The sequence below is a fragment of the Nocardia sp. CA-136227 genome (assembly GCF_050955695.1).
Lineage (GTDB): Bacteria > Actinomycetota > Actinomycetes > Mycobacteriales > Mycobacteriaceae > Nocardia.
Genome location: NZ_CP192081.1, coordinates 7,197,582 through 7,213,656, shown reverse-complemented (window position 1 = coordinate 7,213,656; position 16,075 = coordinate 7,197,582). Strand labels below are relative to the sequence as shown.

General features: G+C 66.9%; 13 protein-coding genes, 2 rRNA genes and 1 riboswitch. Of the genes, 14 read left to right on the top strand and 1 reads right to left on the bottom strand.

The window, feature by feature from the left end; genetic code table 11:
• Nucleotides 1–26 precede the first annotated feature (26 nt).
• The 6 genes from ACQP06_RS33405 to ACQP06_RS33380 all read left to right on the top strand — a co-directional run bounded on the left by ACQP06_RS33405 (nt 27) and on the right by ACQP06_RS33380 (nt 7,063).
• A 23S ribosomal RNA gene (locus ACQP06_RS33405) occupies nt 27–3,132 on the top strand.
• A gap of 119 nt (nt 3,133–3,251) precedes the next feature.
• A 5S ribosomal RNA gene (gene rrf, locus ACQP06_RS33400) occupies nt 3,252–3,368 on the top strand.
• Between the two features lie 148 nt (nt 3,369–3,516).
• Nucleotides 3,517–3,864, top strand: a complete 348-nt coding sequence (locus ACQP06_RS33395; RefSeq protein ID WP_433668951.1) for a YrdB family protein — start codon at nt 3,517–3,519, stop codon at nt 3,862–3,864.
• A 175-nt stretch (nt 3,865–4,039) separates the two neighbouring features.
• Nucleotides 4,040–6,061 (top strand): elongation factor G, encoded by a 2,022-nt coding sequence (fusA, locus tag ACQP06_RS33390; protein ID WP_433668949.1) that lies wholly within the window; start codon nt 4,040–4,042, stop codon nt 6,059–6,061.
• A 146-nt stretch (nt 6,062–6,207) separates the two neighbouring features.
• Nucleotides 6,208–6,633 (top strand): SRPBCC family protein, encoded by a 426-nt coding sequence (locus ACQP06_RS33385; RefSeq protein WP_433668948.1) that lies wholly within the window; start codon nt 6,208–6,210, stop codon nt 6,631–6,633.
• On the top strand, nt 6,626–7,063 hold the full coding sequence (locus ACQP06_RS33380) for a MarR family winged helix-turn-helix transcriptional regulator (protein WP_433668946.1): 438 nt from the start codon (nt 6,626–6,628) through the stop codon (nt 7,061–7,063). The genes ACQP06_RS33385 and ACQP06_RS33380 overlap by 8 nt, the downstream gene beginning before the upstream one ends.
• A gap of 27 nt (nt 7,064–7,090) precedes the next feature.
• Here the strand turns inward: ACQP06_RS33380 and ACQP06_RS33375 are convergent, their stop codons facing one another.
• A complete protein-coding gene (locus ACQP06_RS33375) occupies nt 7,091–7,918 on the bottom strand; it encodes a GNAT family N-acetyltransferase (protein ID WP_433673505.1) in 828 nt (275 codons plus the stop codon).
• 88 nt (nt 7,919–8,006) lie between these two features.
• On the opposite strand from ACQP06_RS33375, the gene ACQP06_RS33370 reads away from it, so the two are divergent.
• From ACQP06_RS33370 to ACQP06_RS33335, 8 genes are all read left to right on the top strand, one after another.
• On the top strand, nt 8,007–8,618 hold the full coding sequence (locus ACQP06_RS33370; protein ID WP_433668945.1) for an HAD family hydrolase: 612 nt from the start codon (nt 8,007–8,009) through the stop codon (nt 8,616–8,618).
• A gap of 155 nt (nt 8,619–8,773) precedes the next feature.
• Nucleotides 8,774–8,892: riboswitch (SAM riboswitch) on the top strand.
• A gap of 71 nt (nt 8,893–8,963) precedes the next feature.
• Nucleotides 8,964–10,124: an ABC transporter substrate-binding protein gene (locus tag ACQP06_RS33365; protein ID WP_433668944.1), complete on the top strand. Its 1,161-nt coding sequence runs from the start codon at nt 8,964–8,966 to the stop codon at nt 10,122–10,124.
• A complete protein-coding gene (locus ACQP06_RS33360) occupies nt 10,125–11,978 on the top strand; it encodes an ABC transporter permease (RefSeq protein WP_433668942.1) in 1,854 nt (617 codons plus the stop codon).
• Nucleotides 11,941–12,843 (top strand): ABC transporter ATP-binding protein, encoded by a 903-nt coding sequence (locus ACQP06_RS33355; protein WP_433668941.1) that lies wholly within the window; start codon nt 11,941–11,943, stop codon nt 12,841–12,843. The genes ACQP06_RS33360 and ACQP06_RS33355 overlap by 38 nt, the downstream gene beginning before the upstream one ends.
• Nucleotides 12,836–13,585, top strand: coding sequence for an ABC transporter ATP-binding protein (locus ACQP06_RS33350; RefSeq protein WP_433668940.1), 750 nt, complete (start codon nt 12,836–12,838; stop codon nt 13,583–13,585). Before ACQP06_RS33355 ends, ACQP06_RS33350 begins: the two co-directional genes overlap by 8 nt.
• On the top strand, nt 13,582–14,595 hold the full coding sequence (locus ACQP06_RS33345; RefSeq protein ID WP_433668938.1) for a putative FMN-dependent luciferase-like monooxygenase: 1,014 nt from the start codon (nt 13,582–13,584) through the stop codon (nt 14,593–14,595). Before ACQP06_RS33350 ends, ACQP06_RS33345 begins: the two co-directional genes overlap by 4 nt.
• Nucleotides 14,595–15,107: a hypothetical protein gene (locus tag ACQP06_RS33340; RefSeq protein WP_433668936.1), complete on the top strand. Its 513-nt coding sequence runs from the start codon at nt 14,595–14,597 to the stop codon at nt 15,105–15,107. Before ACQP06_RS33345 ends, ACQP06_RS33340 begins: the two co-directional genes overlap by 1 nt.
• Nucleotides 15,100–15,708 carry a peroxidase-related enzyme gene (locus tag ACQP06_RS33335; RefSeq protein ID WP_433668934.1) on the top strand — a complete coding sequence of 203 codons (609 nt, stop codon included), beginning with the start codon at nt 15,100–15,102 and terminating at the stop codon, nt 15,706–15,708. Before ACQP06_RS33340 ends, ACQP06_RS33335 begins: the two co-directional genes overlap by 8 nt.
• The last annotated feature ends 367 nt before the right edge of the window (nt 15,709–16,075 follow it).

Sequence of the window (16,075 nt, the reverse complement as noted above, 5' to 3'; positions counted from 1 at the left end):
TGCACAGTGGACGCGAGCATCTTTGTTAGTAAGTGTGTAAGAGCGTACGGTGGATGCCTTGGCACCAGGAGCCGATGAAGGACGTAGTAGGCTGCGATAAGCCTCGGGGAGCTGTCAAACGAGCTGAGATCCGAGGATTTCCGAATGGGGAAACCCAGCACGAGTGATGTCGTGTTACCCGCGCCTGAATATATAGGGCGTGTGGAGGGAACGTGGGGAAGTGAAACATCTCAGTACCCACAGGAAGAGAAAACAACAGTGATTCCGTGAGTAGTGGCGAGCGAAAGCGGAAGAGGCTAAACCGGTTGTGTGTGATAGACGGCAGTCGTTGCATAGCCGGGGTTGTGGGACCCATCTTCCCAATTCTGCCGAATTGGGCATGAGTAAGAAACCAAGTTGTTAGTCGAATTGGTCTGGGATGGCCAACCGTAGACGGTGAGAGTCCGGTAGACGAAAACATCTTGGCTCATGTGGTGGGCACCCGAGTAGCAGCGGGCCCGTGAAATCTGCTGTGAATCTGTCGGGACCACCCGATAAGCCTGAATACTACCTGGTGACCGATAGCGGACTAGTACCGTGAGGGAAAGGTGAAAAGTACCCCGGGAGGGGAGTGAAATAGTACCTGAAACCGTGCGCTTACAATCCGTCAGAGCTGTAATAGGTGATGGCGTGCCTTTTGAAGAATGAGCCTGCGAGTCATCGGTGTGTGGCAAGGTTAACCCGTGTGGGGGAGCCGTAGCGAAAGCGAGTCCGAATAGGGCGCCCCGAGTCGCACACTATGGACCCGAAGCGGAGTGATCTACCCATGGCCAGGGTGAAGCGACGGTAAGACGTCGTGGAGGCCCGAACCCACTTAGGTTGAAAACTGAGGGGATGAGCTGTGGGTAGGGGTGAAAGGCCAATCAAACTCCGTGATAGCTGGTTCTCCCCGAAATGCATTTAGGTGCAGCGTCGCGTGTTTCTCACCGGAGGTAGAGCTACTGGATGGCCTAGGGGGCCCACAAGCTTACCGAAGTCAGCCAAACTCCGAATGCCGGTGAGTGAGAGCGCGGCAGTGAGACTGTGGGGGATAAGCTTCATAGTCGAGAGGGAAACAGCCCAGATCGCCGGCTAAGGCCCCTAAGCGTGTACTAAGTGGAAAAGGATGTGGAGTCGCGAAGACAACCAGGAGGTTGGCTTAGAAGCAGCCACCCTTGAAAGAGTGCGTAATAGCTCACTGGTCAAGTGATTCTGCGCCGACAATGTAGCGGGGCTCAAGTACACCGCCGAAGCCGCGGCATTCAGACATTATCCCGCCTTCGGGCCAGGAGTCTGGATGGGTAGGGGAGCGTCGTATGGCCAGGGAAGCGGCGGAGTGATCCAGCCGTGGAGGCCATGCGAGTGAGAATGCAGGCATGAGTAGCGAAAGACGAGTGAGAAACTCGTCCGCCGAATGACCAAGGGTTCCTGGGCCAGGTTAATCCGCCCAGGGTGAGTCGGGACCTAAGGCGAGGCCGACAGGCGTAGTCGATGGACAACGGGTTGATATTCCCGTACCCGTGTATCCGCGCCAAATATCGAATCAGTTGTGCTAAGTGCCCAAATGCGGTCTTATCGAGCCTTCGGGCGAGAGGGAACGCGGCTGCGCATGACCCTGGCTGTAGTAGGTAAGCGATGGGGTGACGCAGGAAGGTAGCTGGGCCAGGTGATGGAATACCTGGTGTAAGCGTGTAGGCCGGGGTATAGGCAAATCCGTATCCCATGAGGCTGAGACGTGATGCGTAGCCGATTGAGGCGAATTCAGTGATCCTATGCTGCCGAGAAAAGCCTCTAGTGAGTTGGTACACGGCCCGTACCCCAAACCGACACAGGTGGTCAGGTAGAGAATACTAAGGCGATCGAGATAACTGTGGTTAAGGAACTCGGCAAAATGCCCCCGTAACTTCGGGAGAAGGGGGACCACGCCTGGTGAAAGGATTTACTCCTGGAGCTGGGTGGGGTCGCAGAGACCAGTGAGAAGCGACTGTTTACTAAAAACACAGGTCCGTGCGAAGTCGTAAGACGATGTATACGGACTGACGCCTGCCCGGTGCCGGAAGGTTAAGAGGACCGGTTAGCTCTTCGGAGCGAAGCTGAGAATTTAAGCCCCGGTAAACGGCGGTGGTAACTATAACCATCCTAAGGTAGCGAAATTCCTTGTCGGGTAAGTTCCGACCTGCACGAATGGCGTAACGACTTCTCAGCTGTCTCAACCACAGACTCGGCGAAATTGCAGTACGAGTAAAGATGCTCGTTACGCGCGGCAGGACGAAAAGACCCCGGGACCTTCACTATAGCTTGGTATTGGTGTTCGGTACGGTTTGTGTAGGATAGGTGGGAGACTGTGAAGCGGGCACGCCAGTGTTCGTGGAGTCATCGTTGAAATACCACTCTGATCGTATTGGACCTCTAACCTCGGACCCTGATCGGGTTCAGGGACAGTGCCTGGTGGGTAGTTTAACTGGGGCGGTTGCCTCCCAAAATGTAACGGAGGCGCCCAAAGGTTCCCTCAGCCTGGTTGGCAATCAGGTGTTGAGTGCAAGTGCACAAGGGAGCTTGACTGTGAGACCGACAGGTCGAGCAGGGACGAAAGTCGGGACTAGTGATCCGGCACCGGCAAGTGGAAGCGGTGTCGCTCAACGGATAAAAGGTACCCCGGGGATAACAGGCTGATCTTCCCCAAGAGTCCATATCGACGGGATGGTTTGGCACCTCGATGTCGGCTCGTCGCATCCTGGGGCTGGAGTAGGTCCCAAGGGTTGGGCTGTTCGCCCATTAAAGCGGCACGCGAGCTGGGTTTAGAACGTCGTGAGACAGTTCGGTCTCTATCCGCCGCGCGCGTTAGAAACTTGAGGAAGGCTGTCCCTAGTACGAGAGGACCGGGACGGACGAACCTCTGGTGTGCCAGTTGTTCCGCCAGGAGCACGGCTGGTTGGCCACGTTCGGAAGGGATAACCGCTGAAAGCATCTAAGCGGGAAGCCTGTTCCAAGATGAGGTTTCTCACCCCCTCGAGGGGGTAAGGCCCCCAACAGACCATTGGGTTGATAGGCCAGAACTGGAAGTCTGGTAACAGATGTAGGTGACTGGTACTAATAGGCCGAGGACTTACCAACAAAGAAGCTACGCGTCCACTGTGCAGTATCTGAAACAACACACAGATCACTGAGCAGACAGAACCGAATCCCGTTCGCGGGTGCAGGGACTGGCTCTCTGTGTGACAGTTTCATAGAGTTACGGCGGCTATAGCGGTGGGGAAACGCCCGGTCCCATTCCGAACCCGGAAGCTAAGGCCACCTGCGCCGATGGTACTGCACTCGACAGGGTGTGGGAGAGTAGGACACCGCCGGAACATCATTCGCGAAGGCCCCCAGCAATCTGCTGGGGGCCTTTGGCGTATCTATGGCCCGCTCGGCCACTTATGAGAGCAGTGCTCTTGACTCAGGTCACTGAATCGGTGATCATTGATCGAAACAGAGAGCACTGATCTCGGAGTAGCTATGATCGCCACCGTTTGGTCCATCCTGAACTTCACCCTCGCCTTCGTGGCCGAGCTGGTCGCTGTTGGCGCACTGGCCTATTGGGGCGTCCGTACGGGCCGGAGTCGCACCGCGAAGATCCTCCGGGGTGTGGGGATGGCTGTCGCCGCCATGGTGCTGTGGGGACTCTTCGCGGCGCCGGAGGCGAGCTTCTCGGTGCCGGCGGCCGCGGTGGCCACCAAGGTGCTGGTCTTCGGTGGCGCGGCCGCTGGGCTCTGGCAGCTGGGGCATCGGAAGGTCGCGGTGGCCTTCCCGCTGCTGGTGATCGCGAATCTGGCGGCGATCCACTTCGGGCATCTGTCGATGTGAAGCCCGACGTGAAAAATGTGGCGACACAAGGGGTGTCGGGTGGATACGGTCGCAGCATGATTTCTTTGCCGACTCGGTGTCGGCTGCGCGGCCGTATCGAGTAGCCCGGGAGCGGTGTCTCCGTCCGGGGGAATCGCGCTGTTCTTTTCCTGATCAGCACGAAGGACTGAAGACCGTGCGTACCAATGTTTCTCGACCCGACCTGGCCGTTGTTCGCAATCTGGGGATTCTCGCGCATGTGGATGCGGGGAAGACCACGGTGACCGAGCGGATGCTGTTCCTCACCGGGAGCATCCACAAGCGCGGCGAGGTGCACGACGGGACGACCGTCACCGATTTCGATCCGCAGGAGCGGGATCGGGGGATCACCATCTTCGCGGCGGCCGTGAGCTGTGAGTGGGCCGGGCACCGGTTCACTGTCATCGATACGCCGGGGCACGTGGACTTCTCTGATGAGGTCGAGCGGTCCCTGCGGGTGCTGGACGGCGCGGTCGCGGTGTTCGACGCCGTGGCCGGAGTCGAGCCGCAGAGCGAGTCGGTGTGGCGGCGGGCGGACCGGTACGGGGTCCCTCGGATCGCGTTCGTCAACAAGATGGATCGGGCCGGGGCGGACCCGACGGCCGCGGTGGCCTCGATTCGGGAACGGCTGCATCCGGTTCCGTTGCTCGTGCAGCTGCCGGTGTACTCCGGTGAGGTGTTCACCGGCGTGGTGGACCTGGTCGGGCTGCGTGCGCTCACGTGGGAGCACGGGTTCGCGGAGACGGCGATCCCGGACCACCTGGCGGATGCGGTGGCGCAGGCCCGCAAGGCGTTGGAAGAGGCCGTGGCCGAGCGGAGTTCGGCGGCGCTCGAGGAGTTCGTCGAGCGCTCCGCGCTGTCCGCGGGCGCCTTGGCCGCCGCGCTGCGGGAGCTGACGCTCTCCGGTGAGGTGGTGCCGGTGCTGTGCGGTGCGGCGTACCGCGATATCGGTATCGAGCCGCTGCTCGACGCCGTGGCCGCCTACCTGCCGTCGCCGCTGGATCGGCCGGCGGTGGGCGACGGTGCGCGGGCCGCGGATCCGGCGGAACCACTGGCGGCGTTGGCGTTCAAGGTGCATGCCACGTCGACGGGCAGGCTGACGTTCGTCCGCGTCTACTCGGGTGTCCTCCGCAAGGGTGACACCGTGCTGGACGCGGGCAGCGGTCGGCGCGAGCGGGTTTCGCGCATCCTGCGGGTGCAGGCGGACCGGCACGCGGAGGTGGAGTCCGCGCCCGCGGGCGACATCGTCGCGCTGGTCGGCCCGAAGGCCGTGCGGGTCGGCGCGACCCTGTGTGCTCCGGAGGCCCCGGTGCTGCTGGAGCCGCCGGCTCCGACCGAGCCGGTGGTGTCGGTGGCAGTGGAGGCGCGGACCGGCGCCGAGGCCGAGAAGCTGGCGGTGGCGCTGGCCCGGCTGGCCGAGGAGGATCCGTCGCTGACGGTGCGGACCGATCCGGAGTCGGGGCAGACGCTGCTGGCGGGGCTGGGCGAGCTGCACCTGGAGGTCGTGGTGGAGAAGCTGCGCCGCGACCGCGGGCTGAGCGTGACGGTCGGCCGGCCGCAGGTGGCGTACCGGGAGACCGTGGTGCGCGGCGTGCGGGGCTTCACCTACCGGCACGCCAAGCAGGACGGCGGTTCGGGGCAGTGGGCGCACATCGTGTTCGACGTGCGGCCGCTGCGCGAATCCGAGCCCGGCGCCACGGGTTTCGAGTTCGAGTTCACGGTGGTGGGCGGCCGGGTGCCGGCGGAGTTCGTGCGCGCGGTCGAGGCCGGGTGCCGGGACGCCCTGGCGGAGGGCCCGCTGGCGGGTCATCCGGTGACGGGTCTGCGGGTCACGCTCACCGACGGCGCGACGCACTCCAAGGATTCGTCGGACCTGGCGTTCCGCACCGCGGGCCGCCTGGGGCTGCGGGAAGCCTTGCGCGCCAGTGCCATGGCGGTACTGGAACCGCTGGTGGAGCTCACCGCCACGGTGCCGGAGGACCATGTCGGCGCGGTGCTCGGTGATCTCGCCGCCCGGCGGGGCCGGGTGACGGGGTCGGTGACCCGGACCGGCACGGTGGTCGTGACGGCCACGGTCCCGCTGGCCGAATTGTTCAGCTACGCAACGCGTTTGCGGAGCCGGACGCAGGGCCGGGGCACGTTCACGACGCGCCCGCTGGGTTACGCGCCGGTCCCATAGCGGTCGGACGCCCGGTGGCGGCGGCACATGGTGTCGCCGTCATCGGGCCCATCCATCGGTCGCGGGTCGCCGACCGGGGTTGATTGTTGTCGCGACTACAGTTACGGTTGTTGCAACAACATATTTCCCCGATATTGGAGACGACGATGATGTACTCGTTCACCGAAGAGGCCGTGATCACCGGCGACCTGGACCGCATCTGGGCGGTCGCCACCGATGTCGACCGCTGGTCGGAATGGGACCCGCACGAGGAGAAGTCCCGTATCGACGGTGAGTTCGCGGCCGGGACCAAGGGCTGGGTGAAGCCGAAGGGCGCGCCGGCCGGGCCGTTCACTATCGTGGCCGTGGAGCCGGGACAGTCGTGGACCAGTGAGGCGGGCATCCCGTTCGGGAAGCTGCGCGGTCATCGCACCTACGTCCCGCTCGGCGACGGCCGGGTGCGGGTGGCCGAGCACGTCGAGGTGCACGGGCCGATGGGCCCGCTGTTCAAGCTCGTCTGGGAGAAGGGCATGCGCGCAGACATGCCGCTGACCTTCGCCGCATTGGAACAGGAGGCACGACGGCGTGGCTGAACCACGGGGACCGCTCATGAGTCCGGGCTTCTGGCTGCATCACGCCGCCCTGGAGTGGCGTGCGACGCTGGAACGCAATCTGCGTCCGCTCGGGCTCACGCCGACCCAGTTCAATCTGCTGGCCTCGGCGGGCTGGCTGGGCCGGTCGGGTGAGCTGCCGACCCAGCAGCAGGTGGCGGACATGTCGGGCGCGGATCGGATGATGGCGTCCAAGGTGATTCGCGGTCTGGAGGAGCGGGGGCTGCTGGCGCGACGGGCCGACCCCGCCGACGCCCGCGCGCTGCGGGTCGAGATCACGGCCGAGGGCAGGGAATTGGCGAGCCGGGCGGTGCGGATCGCCGTCGACACCGACGAGCAGCTCTTCGGCGGCGACGGCGATGTGCTGCGCGAGCAGCTGAAACCCATTGCCGCGCACCGGCTGCCCGGCTGACCGGAGGGACGCCCGGTCGGGTGTCGATCAGGCTTTGACCAGGATGGCCCGGGTGTAGAGCAGGCTGAACCCCTGCCGTTGCACGTTCTGCTGCGATTTCGATCCGGGCTGGGTGGTCACCACCGCGATATCGCAGCCCGCCGCGCTCGCCTCGGCCAGGCGTACCGACAACAGTGAGGATTGGACGCCGTGCCGCCGGTGGGCGGGATCGGTGGCCGCGCCGGTGAGCTGGGCGACGCCGCGGGCCAGCCGCAGGCTCGCGCCTCCGGCCACCCGGCCGTCACGCCGGGCCAGGAACCGCCGCACCCCGGCCGCGCCGGTGAGGTCGCGCATGGCGTTGGCGATGATCTCGGCGGGGAATTCCTCGTGCGAGGCGACGCCCTGGGGGTCGGGGTGGGCGAAGCCGTCCGCGACGACGTCGAGCCAGGTGTCGAATTCGTCGGAGCCGCTGGGCGTCACCTCGACGCCGGACGCGACGTCCGCGGTCAGCGCGGCGCCGAGTTCGCGGCCGAGCACGTTCTCGAACGACACCAGCCGGTACCCGCGTCCGGTGAGCAGTTCCCCGACGCCGGGGTCGCCGAGTTGGGAGACCTCGGCCTGCACGGGCGTCTTGCGGGCCGCGAACAGCCGCTCGATCTCGTCGAGTTCGGCCTCGTCGGGTATCCCCGCGAAGCCGAGCCCGGCGATCTTGTTCAGCGGCGACCCGTCCTCGGCGAAGGACGCGACCCCGCCCGCGAGGGGGATCACGAAGCCGGTGTCCGGTCCGAGCCGGGCCGCGCCGGCCGCGCTGCCCTTGGCGATCAGTTCGGTTTCGACGCCCTCGATGCGGGCGGCGAGGTCGGTTCCACAGAACAGCGTTCCCTGATCGCTCGGCATGGTCCGAGCTTAGGTGGCGGCCCTGCCGCGGGGCCTCCGATTTTCCGCGGCCCGTAGGGTTCGGGATGTGGCTGGTGACCTGGTGGTCGGATTCGACCTGGATATGACGCTGATCGATTCGCGGCCGGGGATCGCCGCGGTGTGGGACGCGGTGGCCGCCAGGACCGGGGTGGCGATCGATTCGGAGCTGGTGGTGTCGCGGCTGGGTCCGCCGCTGGCGCACGAGGCGGCGCAGTGGTTCCCGGAGCACGAGGTGCCGGGTGTGGTGGCCATGTACCGGGAGATGTACCCGGAGTTGGCGGTGCACGCGTCGGATCATCTGCCCGGTGTGGTGGACGCGCTGGCCGCGGTGCACGAGGCCGGGGGCCGGGTGCTGGTGATCACCGCGAAGAACGGGCCGCACGCGCAGCTGCATCTGGATCATCTGGGGCTGGCGGTCGACGAACTGGTCGGCGGGGCCTGGGCGGAGGAGAAGGGGGAGGTGCTGCTCGAGCGCGGCGCCTCGATCTATGTGGGTGATCATCTCGGTGACGTGCGCGCGGCCAAGGTGGCGGACGCGACCTCGGTGGCGGTGACGACCGGACCGTACGCGGCCGAGGAGTTGTCGGCGGCCGGCGCGGACGTGGTGCTGCGGGACCTGACCGAGTTCCCGGCCTGGCTGACCGCGCATCTGACATAGGGGTGAGCGGCGGCATCGGCGGGGGGCGATGCGGCCGCGGGGGCAATTCGCGGGGGTGACAGGGGATTTCCCGGCGGCGGGGCCGGGCGGCGTTTGGCATCAGGGTGATTCGAACGGTGTCGACCGCCGGTTGTCACGGCTACCTTTCTGGACACGGTCACGAGTATCAGCGTTTTTCGAGCCCCGGCTCGCTGATCGGCAACCCTCGCGTGGGCGGTGGGGTGCCCCGGGTGACGACCAGGCGTTGCCCGACCGGGTGGCGCAAGCGCCAGGACCGCGCATTCCTCTGTCGCGGTCGTGTCCCCCTGCCCGGCCGTGTGCCGGTGCGCGAATGTAGAGGTAGCAATGAGCAGGATCTTGTCCCGGTCGCGTGGTTTCCGGGTGGCGGTGGGTGTCGGGGCGGCGGCGTTGGTCGCGAGTCTGGCGGCGGCCTGCGGTAGCGAATCGTCCGGAAGCAGTTCGGACACCGTGTATTTCGGGGTGTCGGGGCCGAAGACGGGCAATTCCGCCGAGTACGGGCGGCTCTGGCAGCAGGGGTTCGACCTGGCGCTCGACGAGATCAATGCCGCGGGCGGGATCAATGGCAAGAAGGTGGCGCTGAAGTGGGAGGATTCGCAGTCGGATCCGAAGCAGACGGTGCCGATCGCGACCAAGTTCGTGGGTGATCAGTCGATCATCGCGGAGCTGGGCGACTTCTCGTCGCCCGCGTCGATCGCGGCGTCGCCGGTGTACAACCGGGGCAAGCTGGTGCAGTACGGGTTCACCAACTCCGCGGTGGATTTCACCAAGGCGGGGGACTATTCGTGGAGTCCGTCCATCACGTTGGACGTGTACCAGGAGCGCAATGCCGAGTGGGTGCGCTCCAAGGCGAAGAAGGTCTCGGTCGTCTACCTCGAAACCGACTGGGGTAAGCAGGCTTTCAAGTACTTCGAGCAGTTCGCCAAGGAGAAGGGCATCGAGATCGCCTATTCCTCGGCGATCCTGCCGGATTCGCAGGACTTCCGGCCGGTCTTGATCAAGGGCCGGGACGCCAACCCGGAGGCCTTCGTGCACCTGGGGTACGGACCGGACGGTGCGCTGGTGGTCAAGCAGCTGCGGGATGTCGGATTCACCGGGCAGTTCTTCGGCGGGCAGAACACGCCGCAGTTCATCGAGCTGGCGGGCGCCGCGGCCGAGGGCGACATCGTGAACGGTGTGTTCACGCCGTCGGATCCGAGCCCGAAGGTGCAGAACTTCGTCACCAAGTTCCGGGCCAAGTTCAATACCGACCCGGGCGATTTCAATGTGTACGCCTATGACGCGCTGAACGCGGTGGTGAAGGCCGCCAAGGCGGGCGGCGCGACCCGGGAGGGCGTGCTGAAGGGGCTGCGCGAGGTCAAGGACTTCGACGGAATCGGCTTGGGCACCTTCGCCTTCGATCAGCAGACGCGCCGTCCCAGCGGGGTGAAGCCGATCGAGCTGATTCTGCAGAACGGCAAGTTCGTACCGGTCGGAAGCAAGAAGTAGATGTTCGACACGCTCATCGCGGGTCTGGTCCACGGCAATGCGTACGCGCTGATCGCCGTGGGCATCACCCTGATCTTCGGGGTCAGCAATGTCATCAATTTCGCGCACGGCGCGATCTTCGCGTTCGGTTCGGTGCTGGGCTGGTGGCTGATCGCCCAGCACGGGGTGCCGTGGTGGGCCGCGCTGGTCGTGGTGGTGGCGGTGACGGCGCTGGTCGGTGTGGCCATCGACGTGCTGGCGGTGCGGCCGCTGCGCCGGGCCCCGGCCATCGCGGCGCTGCTGGCGACGGTGGCGGTGGGGCTCATCATCGAGAACGTGGTGGCCCTGGTGTTCGGGCCGGACACCCGGCCGTTCCCGCAGGTGTTGTCCACCAACAACTTCCAGGTGGGCGGGGTACGGTTCGGCACCTCGGACGTGGCCATGTTCGCCATCACCCTGCTGGTGATGGGCGGGCTGTGGGCGTTCCTGCGGTTCAGCCGGCACGGGCTGGCGATCCGCGCGACCGCGCAGGATCCGGATGCCGCCGCGCAGATGGGCATCGGGGTCGGGCGGGTGCAGTCGCTGGCCTTCGCCATCGCCTCCGGGCTGGGCGGGCTGGCCGGCATCTTCGTCGGCCTCTACAACTCGAACATCTCGCCCACCAGCGGCGGCGTGGTCGGCATGACCGGCTTCGTGGCGGCCACCATCGGCGGGCTCGGGTCGATTCCGGGCGCGGTGCTCGGCGGCTTCGTGCTCGGCCTGGTGGAGGCGTTCGGCATCTACTGGTTCGGCGACGGCTACCGGGATCTGATCACGTTCGGACTGCTGGTGATCTTCCTGGTGCTGCGGCCCGGCGGGCTGCTGGCCCGGCCGCCCGCCATCGAATCCGAGCCCATGACCGGGACGTTCCTCGGCGCGGGCCGGGAGTTGCGGGTGCGCTGGTGGCACGCGCTGCTGGCTTTCGGTGTTGCGGGCGTGGCGATTCCGTTGATCGCCGACGACTACGGCATTTCGGTGGGCACCCAGATCCTGGCGTACGCGATCATCGCGGTGTCGATGACCCTGGTGGCCGGATCGGCCGGGCAGCTGGCGATCGGGCAGGCCGGGCCGATCGCGATCGGCGCGTACACCTCGGCGGTGCTGACCGTGTCGCACGGGTGGGCGTTCCTGCCCGCCATCGTGGCGGCGGGTGTGGTGGCGGCCGTGGTGTCCTCGGTGCTGGCCGCGCCGCTGTGGCGGCTGGGCGGGCACTACGTGGCGATCGCGACGCTGGGCATCGGCATTGTCACGGTGGCGATCATCCGCAATTGGGAATCGGTGACGCGCGGCAGTTACGGCATCTTCGGGATTCCCGCGCCCAGCGTCTTCGGCTTCGAATTCACCACGCACACCGACATTTTCCGGCTGGAGCTGGTGGTGCTGGCCGCGGTGGTGGCGTTGATCGTCGGCGTGCAGCGGTCTCGGCTGGGGATCGCGATCCGGGCCATCGGGGCCGACGAGGTGGCGGCACGCTCGGCCGGCGTGCCGGTGCGCGACTACAAGGCGCTGGCGTTCGCGGTGGCGGCGTTCTGCTCCGGGATCGGCGGCGCGCTGCTGGCGCACCAGTACTCCTATATCGATCCGACCGTGTTCAACCTGCCGATGTCGCTGCTGGTGGTGACCATCCTGGTGCTCGGCGGCACCGCTTCGCCGTACGGCGCGGTGCTGGGCGCGGTGGTGCTGATCGGCGCGCCGGAGCTGCTGCGGCTGGCGCCGTCGTGGCGAATCGTGTTGTACGGCTTGGTGTTGTTGCTGGTGGTGCGGTTCCGGCCGCAGGGAATTCTGGTGAGGAGGGATCGTGTCCGCACAAGCGAACCAAGCCCGGTCGAAGCCTGAGACCGGAACGGAAGCGGTACTCACCGTGACCGGTCTGCGGCGCTCGTTCGGCGGGGTGCGGGCGGTGGACGGTGTCGAATTCACCATCGCCCCCGGCGAATTCGTGTCCATCATCGGGCCCAACGGCTCCGGGAAATCGACCACGGTGAATCTCATCTCCGGGGTGCTGAAGCCGGATGCCGGGGAAGTGCTGGTGCGCGGCAAGCGGATTCGCCCAGGTCGCCCGGAGGCGGCCGCGGCGGCCGGGATCGCCCGCACCTTCCAGAACGGGCGGGTCTTCGGCACCATGACCGTGCGCGAGAACGTGGACGTCGGGTTGCAGACCACCCTGCGCGCCACCCGCCCGCTGCGGCGGCTCGCGAACATTCCGGTGCTGAAGTGGGTGTCGCTGCTGGCCGAACTGGGTGTGGCGCTGGCGCCGACCCCGGCGGCGCGGGCCGAGCGCCGGGAATCGGCGGCCCGCATCGACGCCCAGCTGGACCGCTTCTCCGAGCGACTGGTCCCGCGCGCCGATCACCCCACCTACACGCTGTCCTACGCCAACCGTCGCCGCACCGAGATCGCGCGGGCGCTGGCCTCCGCACCGGATCTGCTGCTGCTGGACGAACCCGCCGCCGGCATGAACCAGACCGAGACCGCCGAGATCGGCGCGCAACTGGCCGAATTGAAGGCCCAGGGTCAGACGGTGCTGCTGGTCGAACACAAGATGGACCTGGTCCACGAGCTCTCCGACCGGGTGCTGGTGCTGGACGAGGGCCGGATCATCGCGTCGGGCACGCCCGACGAGGTGCTCTCCGATCCCCGCGTCATCGAGGCGTACCTGGGCCGCAGCCGGGCCGGGGGAAAGGTGGCCGTCGATGTCTGAGTTCGACGAGAACGCCACGCCGATCCTCGAATTCGATCGCGTGGTGGTGCATTACGGAGCGTCCCGGGCCCTCGACGAGGTGTCGCTGACGGTCCGCCCCGGCGAGATCGTGTCCCTGCTCGGCGGCAATGCGTCCGGCAAGTCGACCACCATGAAAACCGCTCTGGGACTGTTGCATCCGAGTTCCGGCGCGGTCCGCATCGACGGCGTCGACGTGAGCGCCACCCCTGCGGCGGCCCGGATCCGGGCGGGGCTGGCCTCGGTGCCGGAGGCGCGGCGCGTGTTCCCGGCCATGACCGTCGAGGAGAACCTCTTCGTCGGCGGCTACATCCGCAAGGAGCGGCGCGCGGTGCTGGCCGCGCGCGCCGCCGAGCTGTTCGAGCATTTCCCGCGGCTGGCCGAGCGCCGCCTGCAGCGGGCGGGGACCCTGTCCGGCGGGGAGCAGCAGATGCTGGCCTTCGCCCGCGCCCTCATGAGCAAACCCCGGCTGATCTGCATGGACGAGCCGACAATGGGACTGTCGCCGTTGTTCGTGGATCGGGCGTTGTCGGAGATCGCCCGGCTCAATCGGGAACTGGGCCTGGCCATCCTGATCGTGGAACAGCAGGCGGAGCTGGCCCTGAGCATCGCGCACACCGCCAATGTGCTGCGCACGGGGCGGATCGTGCTGCACGGCCCGGCCGCGGACCTGGTCGGCGATCCGGCCGTCCGCGATGCCTACCTAGGAAAGGTGACGACATGACCACGCGACGCCTGGGCTTCTTCACCCGCCTGGTTCGCACCGACCCGGCCGAGGACGCGGCCGGCGTGTACCGGCAGGCCCTGGACCAGATCGAACTGGCCGAACGGCTCGGCTACGACACCGCCTGGGTGGCGCAACACCACCTGGATCCGGCGGAGGGCGGGCTGCCGTCGCCGTTCGTGTTCCTGGCGCACGCGGCCGCCCAGTTCCCGCGGATCCGGGTCGGGACCGCCATCGTGACGCTGGCGCTGGAGGACCCGATCCGGGTCGCCGAGGACGCGGCCGTCCTGGACGAGCTGTCGGGCGGGCGGCTGGAACTCGGCTTCGGCGCGGGCGGATCCCGGCACGCCTTCGAACTGTTCGAGGCGGCCGATCTCGACCGGCAGGGGCTGTACGCGGACAAGCTCGCCAAGGTCACCGCGGCCTTGGCGGGGACGCCGTTGATCGGGGATCGGGGGCTGAATCCGCCCGCGCCCGGACTGCGGGACCGGCTGTGGCAGGCCACCTTCTCGGCCGGGGGCGCGGCGCGCGCCGGGCGCGCGGGTGACGGACTGCTGCTGTCGAAGGCGCAGCCGCGGGATCGGGCCGCGCCCGCGGCCACCCTGTGGGAGATCCAGCAGCCGCTGGTCGACGCGTATCTCGACGCGCTGCCACCGGGAGCGGAACCGCGAATCGGCGCGTCCCGAGGCGTTTTCGTGGCCGACGACCACGCCGAGGCGCGGGCCCTGGCCGAGCGCGGCGCGGCCAGGTTCCTGGATCAGCTGGGTCGCAACGGCGGGCCCGAGGTGGCCGATTCGGTCGCCGAGGTGCTGCGCGACATCTACTTCGGCACGCCCGACGAGGTGGTGGAGCAGCTCGCCGCCGACGTGGCGCTGCGGCACGCCACCGACTTCATCGTGCAGGTCCACCCGGTCGATCCGGGCCACGCCGCCACCCTGCGCTCCATCGAACTCATCGCCACCAAGGTTGCCCCGCAACTGGGTTGGCGACCCGACGAAAGGACTTCCTAGTGACCGAAGCGACCGCCGCCGTCGAGGTGGCGCCACTCGCCCCGGCCGGACCCGAGGCGGACCGGTCCGCCGATGTCATCGATGCCGTTCTCGGCCCGCGCGCGGACGCCGTGCGGGCACTGCGCGCGACACGCCCGGCGGTGATCGCGCATACGCAGGGGGTGTACGAGGCGTTGCTGGACGGTCCGGCGGCCGCGACGGTCGGGCGGGACCGGCTGATCGCGGCGGCCGTGGCGGTGGCGGAGCTGGCGGGCGCGCCCGAGCTGGCGGCGCATTACGCCGGACTGGGAACGGCTCCGGCCGAGGGGGATCCGGTGCTGGCCGCGATCCTTCGGCACGCCGCGCGGGTCACGACCGCGCCCGCCGCCATCACCCGCGCGGATATCGACGCCCTGGCCGCGGCCGGGCTGTCCGAGCGCGACATCGTCACGGTGGCGCAGCTCGTCGGATTCGTGCACTTCCAGGTCCGGCTGCTGGCCGGTCTCACACTGATCGGAGCGGACAATGGGTGAGCAGGGCGTCAGCGAGGTCCGCAGCGTCGAAAGTGGTCGCCGCCCAACAGGATTCACCCAGGAACATCTGGACTGGGTGCCGTGGGTGGAACCCATCCGGCTGGCCGATGCCGATGAGTTGCAGAAACCCCTGCTGGAGGGTGATCGCGGGATCGGGCCGTACTTCCGGCTACTCGCGCGCAACCCGGAGGTGCTGGCCCATCGCAGTGGCAACGACAAAGAGATCTTCTACGGTCGAGGGGGGCTGACCCGCGCGGAGCGCGAACTCGCGGCGACCGTTACCTCCCGGCACAACGGGTGCGAGTACTGCGCCTCCGTTCATTCACGTTTCACATCTGCGTTGTCCAAGCGGCACGGGGATGTTCAGCGGTTGCTGGACGAAGGCAACGACGTGCGCGTCGACGAAAGGTGGGACGCGGTCATCGATTTCGTGGACGCCCTGGCCGCCAATCCGCCCCGCGCCACCGCCGGCCATCTGAACCGCTTGCGGCAGTTGGGTTTCGACGCCTCGGAGCTGCATGATCTGGTGTTGTCGGCCGCCTCGTTCTCGTGGGCCAACCGTCTGATGCTCACCTTGGGAGAGCCCGAGGTGCCCGCATAATCTAGTGCTCTATCGGGTTGGTTCTAGAAAGTTCATCCGTAATCTTCCCTCCGGGGGTATCGGCTCGGTATCGTCGCGATGGCAAACAGTCAGTGACGGCACTGGCAATCGTTCGGATCGGAGCACCACCATGGCGAACTTCCTTTCGGATGTTCTTTCTCAGACCCTGTTCAAGCTGCTGGCTACCGGCTCCGCGAGCCTTTCTGCCAAGTAGCCACGCGAGCGCCATCTTTCGGCAACTGAACAGGTGCCGGAGCGAGGCGGAAGGGCCCTCCCGCGGTTTCGGGGATCGGGCCCTTTTTTCGTGTCCGGATTATCCGGATGCGGCGTGGGTACTCCGCCCCTGCATCGGCTCCGGCGCTGGTCC